We start from the raw sequence: 14196 nt of genomic DNA, 5'->3' as shown, positions 1-14196 counted from the left end.
CGCGCCCGTCTCCTGATCGTGGGCGTGACGAACGGAGATGCTCGTGGGTAAGGCCGGCAAGGTCGGCAAGCGGCCGTCCATGTGGTCGGGCGTGCCCCGGTGGGCCCGGGCCAGCACGGTGTTCGGCGCCGTGCTGATGCTGCTCAGCGGGGTGGTCCTGGTCGGCATGGAGGCGCTGATGGCCCGCTACGAGGGTGCGGTGGGCAAGGCCGACCTCTTCGGCGACCAGGCCGCCGGCGCGAAGGAGCGCAAGAGCGACATCAAGGGCCCGCTGAACATCCTGCTGGTCGGCATCGACCCCCGCAACCCGGAGACGCCCCCGCTGGCCGACTCGATCATGGTGCTGCACGTGCCCGCCTCGATGGACCGGGCCTACCTCTTCTCGCTGCCGCGCGACCTCCTCGTGGAGATCCCGCAGTTCACCAAGGCCAACTTCAACGGCGGCACCGACAAGCTCAACGCGGCGATGTCGTACGGCAGCCGGGTGCCGGGCAAGAACCCCGACGCCGCCCGCGGCTTCGAACTGCTCGCGGAGACCGTGCAGGACGTGACCGGGATCAAGCGTTTCGACGCCGGCGCGATCATCAACTTCACCGGCTTCCAGAAGATCGTCGACGCGATGGGTGGCGTCGACATGTACATCGAGCGCGACGTGCGCTCGGAGCACCGGAAGCCGGACGGCACGCACCGCGAGGGCAACCCGAACGGCGAGGGCTACATCGGGCCGCAGGCGGAATACAAGAAGGGCAACCAGCACCTCAAGGGCTGGCAGGCGCTGGACTACGTCCGCCAGCGCTACCCGAAGAACGGCGTCCCGGACGGCGACTACGGCCGGCAGCGCCACCAGCAGCAGTTCGTCAAGGCCATGGTGGGCCAGGCGTTCAGTGCCGACGTGGTGACCAACCCGCTCAAGCTGGACAAGGTGCTCCGCGCCGCCGGGCAGTCGCTGATCTTCAGCGGCCGGGGCCACAGCGTCGTCGACTTCGGGCTCGCGCTCAAGAACATCCGCCCGGACACGATCCAGATGGTCAAGCTGCCCGGCGGCGGGGTGATCGAGAACGGCAAGTACCGCGGCGAGCGCTTCAAGCCCGAGGTGGACGACTTCTTCACCGCCCTGCACAAGGAGCAGCTGGACGCGTTCCTGCTCGAGCACCCGGGCTTCCAGAACAAGACCAAGTAGGGCGTGGCGTAGCTCTCGCCACCCGCCTTGGGGGCGGCTCGGCCGCGGGACTAGACTTTCGGCAATCCGCCGCCGCAGCAAGGAGACAGCGTGGCACAGCAGCTTCACGTCGAGCTCGTAGCCGTCGAGGAGAAGGTCTGGTCCGGCGAGGCCGAGATGGTCGTCGCCCGGACGACCGAGGGTGAGCTGGGTGTGCTGCCGGGGCACGCGCCGCTGCTCGGCCAGCTCGCCGAGCCGGGCCAGGTACGCATCAAGCTCGCCGGCGGCGAGCAGGTCGCCTACGAGGTGGCCGGCGGCTTCCTGTCGGTCAGCGCCGAGGGCGTGACCGTCCTGGCCGAGAGCGCCACCCCGGTCTCCGCCGCGCAGAGCCGCTGACCGCACCGCCGATGGAGATCGTCGAAGGGATCGGAATCGGCATCGCCGTCATTCTCGGCGCGCTGTTGATCCTCTTCGTCCGGCGAGCCCTGGTCACCCGCAGCGGTGGCATCATCCGGCTCAGCGTCCGGGTCTCCACCATGCTCGACGGCCGCGGCTGGTCGCCCGGCTTCGGGCGGTTCGTCGGCGACGAGCTCCGCTGGTACCGGATGTTCAGCTTCGCGCTGCGACCCAAACGGGTGCTCTCCCGCAAGGGGCTCGCGGTGGAGCGGCGCCGGCTCCCCGAGGGGCAGGAGCGGCTCTCCATGCCCGCCGACTGGGTCATCCTCCGGTGCACCAGTCACCACGCACCGGTCGAGATCGCCATGGCGCGATCCACGGTCACCGGATTCCTCTCCTGGCTCGAGGCCGCCCCGCCCGGGGCGGTCTCGCCACGTCTGGCCTCCCAGGACTGGCCCGCGGCCTGACCCGGGCCACCCCTGAGATTTCTTCTCCCCACGCCGGCCGGCCGGCGGTTTCCCGACGAGAGCGACCCCGACGGTGTTTCCGGGGAGCCCGCTCGCGGAGGGATCAAGCCTGACCGCCCGGAGTGAGTGGGCTCCCCGGAAACACCCCACCGCAAGCCCTCCGGCGCCTCAGTCGGCCGCCACCAGTTCGACCTCGTACCCCTGGTTGTCGGTGAGGTAGCCGGCGTAGGCCTGCGGGCCGCCGGCGTGCGGGTGCCGGTCCGGGAAGAGCAGCGTCCAGCCGTACGCCGGCGCGGCCGCCACCAGCCGGTCCACGGCGGCCGGCGGGCCGGCGTGGAAGGCCAGGTGGTTGAGGCCGGGGGCGAGCCGGTCGTGCCGCCGCCCGGAGAGCGCGGGGGACTCCTCCAGGACCAGGTAGGTCGAGCCGAGCCGCCAGGAGCTGCCGGCCGGCCACTCCTGGAACGGCGTCCAGCCCAGCTCACCGAGGAGCCAACCCCAGCTGTGGCGGGCGGCGGCCAGGTCGGGCACCCAGACCTCGACGTGGTGCAACGTGCCCACGCCGGGCGTCGGCGGTCGCGCGGTCAGCGGTCACCGCCGGGAACCCATAGCACATCTCCGTCCGGATTTGCCGTTCTTGCCAGGATAAAGAGCAAATCGGAGAGCCGGTTGAGATACTTTGCCGGAAGAGGGCTGGTCCGGTCGGGGTCGTGGCCGACCAGGGCCCACGCCGCACGCTCGGCGCGTCGGGCGGTCGTCCGCGCCACGTGCAGCAGCGCCGCGCCCGCGGTGCCGCCGGGGAGGATGAAGGAGTCCAGCTTGCGCAGGCGTGCGTTGTACTCGTCGCACCAGCCCTCGAGGCGCTCCACGTACTCCTCGGTCACCCGCAGCGGCGGGTACTTCGGATCCGGCTCGACCGGGGTGGCCAGGTCGGCGCCCACGTCGAACAGGTCGTTCTGGATGGACCCGAGCACCGCCCGCAACTCCTCGTCGAGCTGGCCGAGGGCCAGCGCGACGCCGATCGCCGCGTTGCACTCGTCGACGTCCGCGTACGCGGCGATCCGGGGATCGGTCTTCGGCACCTGCTCGTTGTTGCTCAGCCTGGTCATGCCGGCGTCGCCGGCCTTGGTGTAGATGCGCGTGAGGTGGACGGCCATGACGCACAGCCTACGGATACCGGACCTGACGATCCCGGCGCGGCCGGACACGGCCGCCGGGTGGCCGGCCGCGTTCGGCCCCGGCGGCGCGGGCGCCCCGGCGGTTAACGACGTCGACGTGATCCGGGTGCCCGGTGACGCCCGGCTGGCCGGCACCGTGCACGTGGTGGGCGCCAAGAACTCGGCGCTGAAGCTGATGGCGGCGGCCCTGCTCGCGCCCGGCCCCAGCGTGATCACCAACGTGCCCCGGATCACCGACATCGCGATCATGGGGGAGGTGCTCCGCCGGCTCGGCTGCACGGTGAGCTTCGACGCCGACGACCCGGTCGACCCGATGGTGGCGCGGGGCGGGGTGGCCCGCTCCCGGTCGGTCACCATCGACGTGCCCGAGCAACCGGGCGCGGAGGCCGACTACGACCTGGTCCGCCGGCTGCGCGCGTCGATCTGCGTGCTCGGTCCGCTGCTCGCCCGGCGCGGGTACGTGCGGGTCGCCCATCCGGGCGGCGACGCGATCGGCTCCCGCGGCCTGGACATGCACATCTCCGGGCTGACCCGGATGGGCGCCGAGATCTCCGGCGAACACGGCTTCGTGATCGCCGCCGCGCCGCGCGGCCTGCACGGGGCCGACATCGTGCTGGACTTCCCCAGCGTCGGGGCGACCGAGAACCTGGTGATGGCGGCGGTGCTGGCCCGCGGGGCGAGCGTGATCGACAACGCCGCGCGGGAACCGGAGATCGTCGACATCTGCACCATGCTCAACCAGATGGGCGCCCGGATCACCGGGGCCGGCACCTCGACCCTGCGCATCGAGGGCGTGCCCGACCTGCGGCCGGTGCGGCACGCCACGGTCGGGGACCGGATCGTCGCCGGCACCTGGGCCTTCGGCGCGGCGATGACCCGGGGCGACGTGACGGTGACCGGGGTGGACCCGACGTTCCTGGAGGTCGCGCTGGACAAAGTGGTGTCGGCCGGCGGCCTGGTGGAGACGCGGTCGGGCGCCTTCCGGATCCGGATGGACGACCGGCCCACCGCGGTGGACGTGGTGACCCTGCCCTACCCCGGCTTCGCCACCGACCTGCTGCCGATGGCGATCGGGCTGGCGGCGGTCAGCGACGGCGCCTCGCTGATCACCGAGAACATCTTCGACGGCCGGTTCATGTTCGCCAACGAGATGATGCGGCTCGGCGCGGACATCAAGACCGACGGGCACCATGCCGTGGTCCGTGGCCGGGAGCGGCTCTCCGGCGCCCCGGTACGCGCCACCGACATCCGGGCCGGCGCCGGGCTGATCATCGCCGGCCTCTGCGCGGACGGGGTCACCGAGGTCTCCCACGTGCACCACGTGGATCGCGGCTACCCGGACTTCGTGGCCGACCTGCGGGCGCTCGGCGTCGAGGTGGAGCGGGGCACCGCCCCGGAGGAGCCGGCGGTCGCCATCTGAGGGCCTTAGCAGTCGTTCAGGCTCGCCGACTAGGGTGCTGACAGACACTCATTCAGGCGAGGGAGTAAGCAGATGGCGGGTCGACTCGCGGTCGTCGGGGCCGGGCTGATGGGCTCGGGAATCGCCCAGGTGGCGGCGCAGGCGGGCTGGCAGGTGACGCTGCGGGACCTGGACGACGCGGCCACCCGGCGCGGGCTGGACGGCATCCGGAAGTCGCTGGAGAAGTTCGCCGAGAAGGGCAAGATCGAGGCGTCGGACGTCGAGGCGGCGCTCGGCCGGATCACCCCGACCACCGACCTGGAGGCGGTCGCGGACGCGGACATCGTGGTCGAGGCGGTCTTCGAGCGACTGGACGTCAAGCACGAGGTGTTCCGGGCGCTGGACAAGATCTGCAAGTCGGACGCGGTGCTGGCCACCAACACCTCGGCCATCCCGGTGACCCAGATCGCCGCGGTCACCGAGCGCCCCGAGGCCGTGGTCGGTACGCACTTCTTCTCGCCGGTGCCGATGATGAAGCTCTGCGAGCTGGTCCGCGGCTACAAGACCAGCGACGAGACGCTGGCCACCGTGAAGGCGTTCGCCGAGGAGATCGGCAAGACGGTGGTCGTGGTGAACCGGGACATCGCCGGCTTCGTCACCACCCGGCTGATCGCCGCGCTGGTGGTCGAGGCGGTCAAGCTGGTCGAGTCCGGCGTGGTCTCGGCGGAGGACCTGGACACCGCGTGCCGGCTCGGCTTCGGCCACGCCATGGGCCCGCTGGCCACCACCGACCTGACCGGCGTGGACGTGCTGCTGCACGCCTCGAAGAACATCTACACCGACACCGCCGACGAGAAGTTCTTCCCGCCGGAGCTGCTCCAGCGCATGGTCACCGCCGGCGACCTGGGCCGCAAGACCGGCAAGGGCTTCTACACGTACTGACGGGCGTCCGCGTTCGCCGGCCGCTCAGCGGACCGCCCCCGCCGGCGCGGGGGCGGTCCGCCGCAGGCCGGCGGTGAGCGCGAGCGTGGCCGCCAGCGCCGCCCCGGCGAGCAGCGCGACGGCCCGGTTCGCCGGGACCAGGTCCGCGACCGTGCCGGCGAGTGCGGCGCACACCGCCTGCCCGGCCAGCATGCCGTTGTGGTGCAGGCCGAGCACCTGACCGCGGGCCTCGGCCGGCGAGTGGGCGATCAGCCGTTCCTGCAACGGCAGCCCGGCGGCGAAGCCGACCGACGCGGTCAGCGCGACGACCATGGCCAGCGGTAGCGGCGGCGACAGCAGGAAGACCAGATAGGGGACGGCGAGCAGCAACCGCAGTCCGGGAATCCACCGCTCCCGGCGGGCCCCGGTCAGGAACCGCCCCACCACCACGTCCCCGGTCAGCATGCCGAGGGCGGCGGCGGCGAACAGGAAGCCGGCGCGATCACCGGCGTACGGGACGAAGAGCGCCTCGCACCCGACGATCAGACCGCCGGGTACCCACAGGTTCAGGAAGAGCGACCGGCGGCCCGGGTCCGCCCAGAGTTCCCGGTTCACCCGCGCGGTGCGGGCGATCGTCGTCCGCTCGGTGACCCGGACCGGGCGTTCGGACAGCCCGAACCAGCCCACCGCGGCGGCCACCGCCCGGAGCACCGCGGCGAGCAGGAACACCTGCTCCGGGCTCAGCCAGACGAGCAGGGCGCCGGCCAGCCCGAACCCGGCGATCTGCATCACCCCGACGCTCGTGTTCATGGTGGCCCGGGCCAGTACGTAGGCGTTGGCCGGCAGGATGTCGGTGAGCAGCGCCCACCGGGCCCCGCCGGTGATCGAGCCGACGTACGCGCTGACGAAGATGATCGCGAAGCGGGCCCACAGCGGCAGCCCGGGCACGGCCTGCACCGCCGCTCCGACGGTGACCAGCACCGCGGCGAGGGTCAGCGCCCGGCGGGGCGGCAGGCTGTCCGCGGCCGACAGCAACGTCAGGCTGCCGAGCACGCCGGCCAGCGGTGCGCCGAACATGCTCAGCGCGGTGAGCAGCGCCGAGCCGGTCGACGCGTAGGTCAACGCGCCCAGCGCCAGCGCTGACGTGGTGTGCGCGGCGATCCCGGCGCAGTTGGCGAGGAACAGGTTGCGGAACTCACGGGCCGCGAACAGGTCTGCGTACGTTCTCACGGGCACGATCGTGCGGGGTGCCGGGTGGATCTCGTAGAGTTACGCCTGGAGGCGAAACGTGGGCGTCTGGCAGGTGCCGTCGGATCTTCTCGCGCGCAGCCGTTTCACGGTCTCGCCGATGGTCGACACGGTGGCCGCGCTGCGCGCGCTCTACAACCCGCGCAATCCCTGGCAGCGGGCCTGGCGAGGGCCGCACCTCGAGGCATTCCGGCAGATGCTGGCCGCCCGGCCCGTGGCCCGGGCACTGCTGCCCGCGTCGTTCAACCCCCGGTGGACCGCGGACTTCCTCACCATCGCGCCCGCCTCGCCGGAACCGACGTTCCGGTCGGAGCTGGCGGCCGTCGGGCGGTTGTCCGACGAGCGGCTCCGGGCCGACCTGCGGGCCACCCGCCCGGAGCCGCTCGCCGCCGAGTTGCTGGCGGACGGTCTCACCGGGCAGGTGGTGGAGCTCCTCGACTGGGTCTGGACGCACACCGTCGAGCCGGAGTGGCCGGAGCGGGAACGCCGGCTCCGGGCGGACATCGTGGCCCGCACCGCCGCGTTGAGCGCGCGCGGCTGGGCCGGGGTGTTCGCCGACCTCAACCGCGACATGCGCTGGCTGGGTGACGGTCGTCTCCAGATCAACGACTATCCGGAGCCGTCGCTGTCGCTGGACGGGGCCGAGCAGCTGGTCTTCCTCCCGGCGCACTGCCGTCGCGGCTGGGTGGTCTGGGACAGGCCGACCCGGTTCGGGATGGTGTATCCGGCGCGCGGGATCCTGGTCGATCCCACCTCACCGGCACCAGACGGGCTTGCCCGGCTGATCGGCGCGAACCGGGCCAACATCCTCGCCAGGCTGGACACGCCGCTGAGCACCTCGCAGCTCGTGGTGGTGACCGGGCTGTCCCTCGGGACGGTGAGTGACCACCTGCGGGTGCTGCTGGACGCGGGCGCCGTCAGCAAGCGGCGCTCCGGGCGCGAGGTGCTCTACTGGCGTACGCCGCTCGGCGTCGCGCTCGCCGCCGGCGGGTGAGCGGGGTCGTCCGGCCGGCGGCGCCGGGGCCGCCCCGCCGGGGTCAGCCGTCGCGCCTGGTGGTCCAGCGGAAGGTGGTCAGGCAGAGCACCAGGCCGACGACGCACCACGCGGCGAGCACCAGGGCGACCCGGCCCAGCTCGAACGAGCCCGCCGGCTCCTGGCCGCCGAAGCTCTCCGGCAGGAAGACCGACCGCAGCCCCTGGCACATCCACTTCAGCGGGAACAGGGCCGCCACCTGCTGCATCCAGGACGGCAGCTCGGTGAAGACGAAGAACACCCCGGAGATGAACTGGAGCACCAGGGCGACCGGGGTGACCACCGCCGAGCCGCTGCGCGCGGTGCGGGCCAGCGACGAGATGGCGATGCCGCACAGGGTGCAGGCGGTCACGCCGAGCACCGACACCCAGCCGAAGGTGAGCCACTTCGCGGCGGTGCCGGGCAGGTCCAGGTCGAACAGCGCCACCGAGACGGCCAGCAGCAGCACGGTCTCGGCGACGCCGATGGCGACCACCATCAACACCTTCCCGGCGAACCACACCCACTTCGGCATCGGCGTGCCCCGGTAGCGCTTGAGCACTCCCCGGTCACGCTCGATCGGGATCCAGATGCCGAGGTTCTGGAAGCTCACCGTCATCAGGCCGGTGGCGATCATGCCGGTGATGAAGTACTGGGTGTAGCTGACCCCGGGGGCGATCTCGTCGCGGAAGATCGCCGCGAAGATCAGGATCATGATGACCGGGAAGCCCATCGTGAACACGACGGACTCCCGGCTGCGCAGGAACTGGGTGATCTCCAGCCGGCCCTGCCGCACGGCGAGGGCCACCGGGCCCCGCCGCCGGACCGGCCCCGCGGCGGCCGGCGCGGCCGGCTTCATGGTGGCGGTCATGCGTGTCCGATCATGGTGAGGTAGATGTCCTCCAGGGTCGGCCGGGTCACCGTGAGGCCGGGCACCTCGCCGCCGTGGCGCGCGGCCAGCTCCGCCACCAGCGCCGTCGGCGTCGCGCTCTCGACGCTCTCCAGCGTCCCCTCCGGCGTACGCCAGGAGACCGTCGCCAGGGCCTCCTGCCGGTTGCCCAGCCGGTTCGGCGCGGCGACCTCGACCAGCCGGCCGTCCGCGATCACCCCGACCCGGTCGGCCAGCGCCTCGGCCTCGTCCAGGTAGTGGGTGGTGAGCACGATGGTGGTGCCGGCCGCGGCCAGGTCCCGGATCAGCTCCCAGAACTCCCGCCGCGCCTCCGGGTCGAAACCGGTGGTCGGCTCGTCGAGGAAGAGCAGCTCGGGCCGGCCGACGATGCCGAGCGCCACGTCGAGCCGGCGCTTCTGCCCGCCGGAGAGGGTGTGCGTCCGGGCCTTCGCCTTGCCGGCCAGGCCGACCCGCTCGACGACCTTGTCCGGGTCGTCGGCGTCGGTGTAGAAGCCGGCGAAGTGGCGCACCACCTCGCCGACGGTCAGCTCGTCGAACTCGCCGGTGCCCTGGAGCACGATGCCCACCCGGGAGCGCCAGTCCGCGGCCGGCCGGGCCGGGTCGCTGCCGAGCACCGACACCTCGCCCGCGTCCCGCCGCCGGAAACCCTCCAGGATCTCCACCGTGGTGGTCTTGCCCGCGCCGTTCGGGCCGAGCAGGGCGAACACCTCGCCCCGGTGCACGTCGAGGTCGACGCCCGCCACCGCGACGGTGTCCCCGTACGCCTTGCGCAGCCCCCGGACGGAGATCGCGAGCTCGTCATCCATGCCGTCAAGTGTGCGACCTGGCGGTGGGCCCGGCCCGGCCGGGGTGTGGTGGTGCGCGCCATGTCGGGCGCTTGCCACCCGGACGTCCGCTCCATGGAGCTGTGTGGTTTTCCACAGCCCAGGTGACTGAACGGTAACTTAGACTCCGGCCATGGACGAGAAGGCTTCCCCCGGCCGGCTGCCCGAGCGCGACCGCCCCTGGGTGATGCGCACGTACGCCGGGCACTCCTCGGCCGCCGCGACCAACGCGCTCTTCCGTCGCAACCTGGGCAAGGGGCAGACCGGCCTGTCGGTCGCCTTCGATCTGCCCACGCAGACCGGTTACGACCCCGACCACGAACTGGCCGCCGGCGAGGTCGGCCGGGTCGGGGTGCCGGTCGCCCACCTCGGCGACATGCGGGCCCTCTTCGACGGCATCCCGCTGGCCGAGATGAACACCTCGATGACCATCAACGCGCCGGCGATGTGGCTGCTCGCCCTCTACGGCACGGTCGGCGCGGAGCAGGGCGCCGAGCTGGCCCGCTGCGCCGGCACGACGCAGAACGACATCATCAAGGAGTACCTGTCCCGGGGGACGTACATCTTCCCGCCCGCGGCGTCGCTGCGGCTCACCGCCGACGTCATCGCGTACACGCTGCGCGAGATGCCGCGCTGGAACCCGGTCAACATCTGCTCCTACCACCTTCAGGAGGCCGGCGCGACGCCGGTGCAGGAGGTCGGTTTCGCGCTGGCCACCGCGGTCGCCGTGCTGGACGCGGTGCGCGACTCCGGCCAGGTGCCCGCCGAGCGGATGGGCGACGTGGTCCAGCGGATCTCGTTCTTCGTCAACGCCGGGGTGCGCTTCGTCGAGGAGATCGCCAAGATGCGCGCCTTCGGCGCGCTCTGGGACGAGATCACCCGGGACCGGTACGGCGTCGCCGCGGAGAAGCAGCGCCGGTTCCGCTACGGCGTGCAGGTCAACTCGCTCGGCCTGACCGAGGCGCAGCCGGAGAACAACATCCAGCGGATCGTGCTGGAGATGCTCGGCGTCACCCTCTCCCGGGACGCCCGGGCCCGGGCCGTGCAGCTGCCCGCCTGGAACGAGGCGCTCGGCCTGCCCCGACCGTGGGACCAGCAGTGGTCGCTGCGCATGCAGCAGGTCCTGGCGTACGAGTCGGACCTGCTCGAATACCCGGACCTGTTCGCCGGCTCGCACGTGATGACCGCGCTGGTCGACGAGATCGTCACCGGCGCCCGGGTCGAGTTGGAGAAGGTGCTGGAGATGGGCGGCGTGGTCGCCGCCGTGGAGACCGGCTACCTGAAGAGCGCGCTGGTCGCCTCGCTGGCCGAGCGGCGTCGCCGGATGGAGGCCGGCACCGACGTGGTGGTCGGCGTCAACCGGTTCACCGAGACCGAGCCGTCGCCGCTGACCGCGGCCGGCGCCGAGGCGATCGAGCAGGTGGACCCGGCGGTGGAGAAGTCCGCCGCGGCCGCCGTACGCGAATGGCGGGCCAACCGGGACGCCGCCGCCGTCCACGCGGCGCTGGCCCGGCTGCGCGCGGACGCCGCGACCAGCGTGAACCTGATGCCGGCGACGCTGGAGTGCGTGCGGGCCGGGGCGACCACCGGCGAGTGGGCCGGCGCGCTGCGGCAGGTCTTCGGCGAGTACCGGGCGCCGACCGGGCTGGCCGGCGGGGCCGGGGCGGGCGCGGACGCCGGGCTCGCCGCGGTGCGGGAACGGGTCACCGCCACCGCCCGCGAGCTGGGCAGCGCCCGGCTGCGGCTGCTGGTCGGCAAGCCCGGCCTGGACGGGCACTCCAACGGCGCCGAGCAGATCGCGGTACGCGCCCGGGACGCCGGCTTCGAGGTGGTCTACCAGGGCATCCGGCTGACCGCGGGGCAGATCGTCGCGGCCGCCGTCGAGGAGGACGTGGACCTGGTCGGGCTCTCGGTGCTCTCCGGCTCGCACCTGGCCGCGGTGCCGGCGGTGCTGGACGGGCTGCGCGCCGCCGGCCGGCCGGACCTGCCCGTGGTGGTCGGCGGGATCATCCCCGCGGCCGACGCGGAGCAGTTGCGCGCCGCCGGGGTGGCCCGGGTCTTCACGCCGAAGGACTTCGCGCTCACCGGCATCATCGACGAGCTGGTCACCGTGGTGCGGGAGGCCAACGGCCTGCGCTGAGACCCCCGCCGTCACCGACCGCCGGGGCGGTGGCGGCGGGTCAGCGCTCTTTCGGCGATGTCGTGCCGTGGGTCAGCGCTGGTCGTAGGTGATGCAGTCGGCCATGTCGGCGTCCGGGCCGACCTTGATCGCCGGCGCGTGGCACTCCAACTGGTCGTTGTGCCGGCAGTCGGCGCGCTGGCAGGCGCCGACCTGCGCGATGAGTCCGTCCACGCCGGCCCGGACGGCGGGCATCTCGATGAACGTGCGGCAGTGCGCGTGGTCCATGCTGCCGATCGTGATGGCGAACGCGTGGCAGTCGCCGGTGTGGTTGTAGCCGCAGGCCACCACCACGCACTCCTGCACCCGGGGCATCTCCATCGCTGCGGTCATGCCGACCTCCTCTAGTCTTGCCTGAATTCTAGGCATTTGTCGACATTCGTGACCTGGTTTCAGCTCTGCCCGAGCACCTCCGAGAGCGGGGCCGGCTCCAGGCCACGCTCGGCCAGCCCGGCCAGGATGTGCGGCAGGGCCTCGTCGGTCATCGGCGCGTTCGCCTCCGTCACGTGCAGGATGATCACGGAACCTGGGCGGACCCCGTCCAGCGCCGCCCGCACCACCGGCCGCCAGGACATCGCGAACGGGTCGCCGCTCACCACGTCGCCGTCCACCACGGTCAGCCCCAGGGGCGCCAGCGCGGTCAGGGCAGCCCGGTCGTGGCACAGGCCCGGGAAGCGGAAGTAGCGGGTCTGCCGCCCGCCGTACGCGGCCACCAGGTCGAAGGTCCGGGCCACGTCGGTGGTCATCTCCCGGGCGGGGATCCGGGGCAGTCCGTAGCAGTCCGGGGTGAAGGCCAGATGCCCGTACGTGTGGTTGGCCAACTCGAAGCGCGGGTTCGCGGCGAGCCGTCGGGTCACCGCCGGGTACTGCTCGACCCACTGGCCGGTCAGGAAGAAGGTGGCGGGCACCCGCTCCCGCTCCAGCAGGTCGATGATCTTCAGATTCGCGTACGACCGCACCGCCCCGCTGCGCAACTGGCGCCGCATCGCGTCGGTCATGTCCGCGTCGAAGGTGAGCGCCACCTTGTTCCCGGTACGCGGCCCGTGGTCGACGACGGGTGGCCTGGTCCCGGGCGGCGTCGCTCCCGGGACGGTCGTGCCGGGCGCCGCTGTGTCCGGTTCCGGCGCTGCCGGAGTCGGCGAGGCCGCCGCTGCCGGGGACTGCGCGGACGGCCCGGCTGACGGGATCCGGATGATGCCGGCGCTGGCCGGCGCGCGGAGCGGACTCGGACCGGCCAGCAGGGCCACCGCCGCGACGACGGCGGCGAGGGCCGCGAGGAGCGGGACGCGGAAGATCTTCACGGGCACCGGGAGATGATCTCAGTGCCGGCGCGGTACGTGGGGCCCGCTGTCCGCCGTCGTGGTCGGGGCGTGTGCCAGCTTGTGGTTTGGCGTGGTGGCTGCGCCGTGCCGCGTTCGTGGGCCGCTGGGCTTGGGTCCGGGCGGTCAGGCTTGATCCCTGCGCCGGTCACGGCGGGCCACACCCCCGTCGTGGTCCGGCCGGGTCCGTGCCAGCAGGTCCGTCCCCGCTTGGGCTCACCTGGCCGGATCGCCGATTGTCCGGCCAGATCCACTCGATGTGCGGCACGTGGCGGTGTATTCCGTAGCCGGACACCGGACATACCGCAGGTGGCGTCGATCTCCGCCCGACATCCCGCCCATCCAGTCGATCAGGTGTGGCGGCGGGGGCCTGCCGCGGCCGGCGCAGCGTCCGCACCGCACCCCCTCTACTCCCGTCGGCGCAGTCGGATGGGCGTGTCGTCACGGGTCGGCAACGTTGTCTTTCACGGTGATACCTGAGAGGCATTTTGATGACTCTGAGGTATCGCGCTCTTTCCGCGATATGAAGCCCCCGTGGCGGGCTGGTCGATGTCGTCGGGTCGCCCTGCTCGGTAAACGGGCACGGTGCCCCGAACCGGTGCGGTCTGCTGGCGTGGTCTGTCGGGTGGTGGGCTGTATATCCGGTTTGTGGGTGTGACCGGCCGCGTCCGGGTGGTGGAATCGGGGCCGGGTCGGGGGCGTTACATCATGCGGACGATCGAGCAAGAGCCCGCCCCGCCTGGATCGGGGTTGCGTGGCCGGGCCGCGGAATGAAGGTGGCCGGCCGGTCGTTACACATGGTCCCGGCGCCGCAAGGGCACCCCCGCCCGCGAGCGTCGGATCTTTCCCCCAAGACTTTCGAGCGCCGGACGGTGCTTGCGCCACCACGCCCTCCCCCTGGGCTGGTGGCGTCGACCCCCAAGGAGCTTCGTGATGAACACGATCATGCGTAAGAGCGTTCTCGGTGTCGCTGGTCTGGCCTTCGCCGGTGGTGTGTTCGCTGGTCCGGCTACCGTGCAGGCTGCTGCGGTGGAGCAGGTGAAGCCGGTTGCCGTGGTGCAGGCCGACAAGGCCGACAAGGCCGACAAGGGCAAGCTGATTCCGCACGGTGTGCAGGGCAAGCAGTCGCGGATCGACCTCTCCGACGAGCAGGTCGCGAATGTGAAGGCGATCATCGCGGCGACGAA

At 72.2% G+C, this 14196-nt stretch carries 14 protein-coding genes and 1 pseudogene; 8 read left to right on the top strand and 7 right to left on the bottom strand.

Translation table 11 applies throughout. From position 1 onward, the window contains the following. Positions 1-37 precede the first annotated feature (37 nt). The 3 genes from AC1WTP_RS01450 (at position 38) to AC1WTP_RS01440 (ending at position 2022) form a co-directional block, all read left to right on the top strand. Positions 38-1180, top strand: a complete 1143-nt coding sequence (locus tag AC1WTP_RS01450) for an LCP family protein (RefSeq protein WP_481647434.1) — start codon at positions 38-40, stop codon at positions 1178-1180. Between the two features lie 90 nt (positions 1181-1270). Next, the gene (locus tag AC1WTP_RS01445) at positions 1271-1555 is read left to right on the top strand and encodes a F0F1 ATP synthase subunit epsilon (protein WP_481647433.1); all 285 of its coding nucleotides are present in this window, start codon (positions 1271-1273) and stop codon (positions 1553-1555) included. An 11-nt stretch (positions 1556-1566) separates the two neighbouring features. Then, positions 1567-2022 (top strand): DUF2550 domain-containing protein, encoded by a 456-nt coding sequence (locus AC1WTP_RS01440; protein WP_481647432.1) that lies wholly within the window; start codon positions 1567-1569, stop codon positions 2020-2022. Between the two features lie 168 nt (positions 2023-2190). Here the strand turns inward: AC1WTP_RS01440 and AC1WTP_RS01435 are convergent, their stop codons facing one another. After that, positions 2191-2580, bottom strand: a complete 390-nt coding sequence (locus AC1WTP_RS01435) for a VOC family protein (RefSeq protein WP_481647431.1) — start codon at positions 2578-2580, stop codon at positions 2191-2193. 23 nt (positions 2581-2603) lie between these two features. Beyond that, positions 2604-3176, bottom strand: a complete 573-nt coding sequence (locus tag AC1WTP_RS01430) for a cob(I)yrinic acid a,c-diamide adenosyltransferase (RefSeq protein WP_481647430.1) — start codon at positions 3174-3176, stop codon at positions 2604-2606. Here AC1WTP_RS01430 and murA point away from each other — a divergent pair. Together murA and AC1WTP_RS01420 are read left to right on the top strand one after the other, a co-directional pair. Then, complete coding sequence (gene murA, locus AC1WTP_RS01425) at positions 3175-4617, top strand: UDP-N-acetylglucosamine 1-carboxyvinyltransferase (protein WP_481647429.1); 1443 nt, start codon at positions 3175-3177, stop codon at positions 4615-4617. The genes AC1WTP_RS01430 and murA overlap by 2 nt on opposite strands. A 72-nt stretch (positions 4618-4689) precedes the next feature. Then, positions 4690-5538: a 3-hydroxyacyl-CoA dehydrogenase family protein gene (locus AC1WTP_RS01420; RefSeq protein ID WP_447138864.1), complete on the top strand. Its 849-nt coding sequence runs from the start codon at positions 4690-4692 to the stop codon at positions 5536-5538. A 24-nt stretch (positions 5539-5562) separates the two neighbouring features. Here the strand turns inward: AC1WTP_RS01420 and AC1WTP_RS01415 are convergent, their stop codons facing one another. Beyond that, a complete protein-coding gene (locus AC1WTP_RS01415; protein WP_481647428.1) occupies positions 5563-6747 on the bottom strand; it encodes an MFS transporter in 1185 nt (394 codons plus the stop codon). 118 nt (positions 6748-6865) lie between these two features. Here AC1WTP_RS01415 and AC1WTP_RS01410 point away from each other — a divergent pair, with 118 nt between their 5' ends. Beyond that, positions 6866-7759, top strand: coding sequence for an ArsR/SmtB family transcription factor (locus tag AC1WTP_RS01410; protein WP_481647427.1), 894 nt, complete (start codon positions 6866-6868; stop codon positions 7757-7759). A gap of 43 nt (positions 7760-7802) precedes the next feature. On the opposite strand, the gene AC1WTP_RS01405 is transcribed toward AC1WTP_RS01410, so the two are convergent. Next, on the bottom strand, positions 7803-8648 hold the full coding sequence (locus AC1WTP_RS01405; RefSeq protein ID WP_481647426.1) for an ABC transporter permease: 846 nt from the start codon (positions 8646-8648) through the stop codon (positions 7803-7805). Next, on the bottom strand, positions 8645-9493 hold the full coding sequence (locus AC1WTP_RS01400; RefSeq protein ID WP_481647425.1) for an ABC transporter ATP-binding protein: 849 nt from the start codon (positions 9491-9493) through the stop codon (positions 8645-8647). The genes AC1WTP_RS01405 and AC1WTP_RS01400 overlap by 4 nt, the downstream gene beginning before the upstream one ends. 151 nt (positions 9494-9644) lie before the next feature. Here AC1WTP_RS01400 and AC1WTP_RS01395 point away from each other — a divergent pair, with 151 nt between their 5' ends. Beyond that, positions 9645-11651 carry a protein meaA gene (locus AC1WTP_RS01395; protein WP_481647424.1) on the top strand — a complete coding sequence of 669 codons (2007 nt, stop codon included), beginning with the start codon at positions 9645-9647 and terminating at the stop codon, positions 11649-11651. 72 nt (positions 11652-11723) lie between these two features. Here the strand turns inward: AC1WTP_RS01395 and AC1WTP_RS01390 are convergent, their stop codons facing one another. Both AC1WTP_RS01390 and AC1WTP_RS01385 read right to left on the bottom strand, forming a co-directional pair. Further along, on the bottom strand, positions 11724-12023 hold the full coding sequence (locus AC1WTP_RS01390; protein ID WP_481647423.1) for a DUF1540 domain-containing protein: 300 nt from the start codon (positions 12021-12023) through the stop codon (positions 11724-11726). A gap of 59 nt (positions 12024-12082) precedes the next feature. Continuing rightward, complete coding sequence (locus AC1WTP_RS01385) at positions 12083-12997, bottom strand: polysaccharide deacetylase family protein (protein ID WP_481647422.1); 915 nt, start codon at positions 12995-12997, stop codon at positions 12083-12085. Positions 12998-13942: 945 nt separating this feature from the next. Between AC1WTP_RS01385 and AC1WTP_RS01380 the strand changes: the two are divergent. Beyond that, positions 13943-14196 (top strand): annotated as a pseudogene (locus AC1WTP_RS01380) (hypothetical protein); the annotation flags it as partial.

It is taken from the genome of Micromonospora sp. R311 (genome assembly GCF_056780015.1).
Note: the sequence above shows the minus strand (reverse complement) of the source record. Positions and strands in the feature narration are given on the sequence as shown.

Bases quoted from the DNA above. Each gene is read 5' to 3' on its own strand.
- AC1WTP_RS01395 (WP_481647424.1), top strand. From the start codon at position 9,645: ATGGACGAGAAGGCTTCCCCCGGCCGGCTGCCCGAGCGCGACCGCCCC.
- AC1WTP_RS01390 (WP_481647423.1), bottom strand. From the start codon at position 12,023: ATGACCGCAGCGATGGAGATGCCCCGGGTGCAGGAGTGCGTGGTGGTG.
- AC1WTP_RS01420 (WP_447138864.1), top strand. From the start codon at position 4,690: ATGGCGGGTCGACTCGCGGTCGTCGGGGCCGGGCTGATGGGCTCGGGA.
- AC1WTP_RS01410 (WP_481647427.1), top strand. From the start codon at position 6,866: ATGGTCGACACGGTGGCCGCGCTGCGCGCGCTCTACAACCCGCGCAAT.
- AC1WTP_RS01400 (WP_481647425.1), bottom strand. From the start codon at position 9,493: ATGGATGACGAGCTCGCGATCTCCGTCCGGGGGCTGCGCAAGGCGTAC.
- murA (WP_481647429.1), top strand. From the start codon at position 3,175: ATGACGCACAGCCTACGGATACCGGACCTGACGATCCCGGCGCGGCCG.
- AC1WTP_RS01450 (WP_481647434.1), top strand. From the start codon at position 38: ATGCTCGTGGGTAAGGCCGGCAAGGTCGGCAAGCGGCCGTCCATGTGG.
- AC1WTP_RS01440 (WP_481647432.1), top strand. From the start codon at position 1,567: ATGGAGATCGTCGAAGGGATCGGAATCGGCATCGCCGTCATTCTCGGC.
- AC1WTP_RS01405 (WP_481647426.1), bottom strand. From the start codon at position 8,648: ATGACCGCCACCATGAAGCCGGCCGCGCCGGCCGCCGCGGGGCCGGTC.
- AC1WTP_RS01430 (WP_481647430.1), bottom strand. From the start codon at position 3,176: ATGGCCGTCCACCTCACGCGCATCTACACCAAGGCCGGCGACGCCGGC.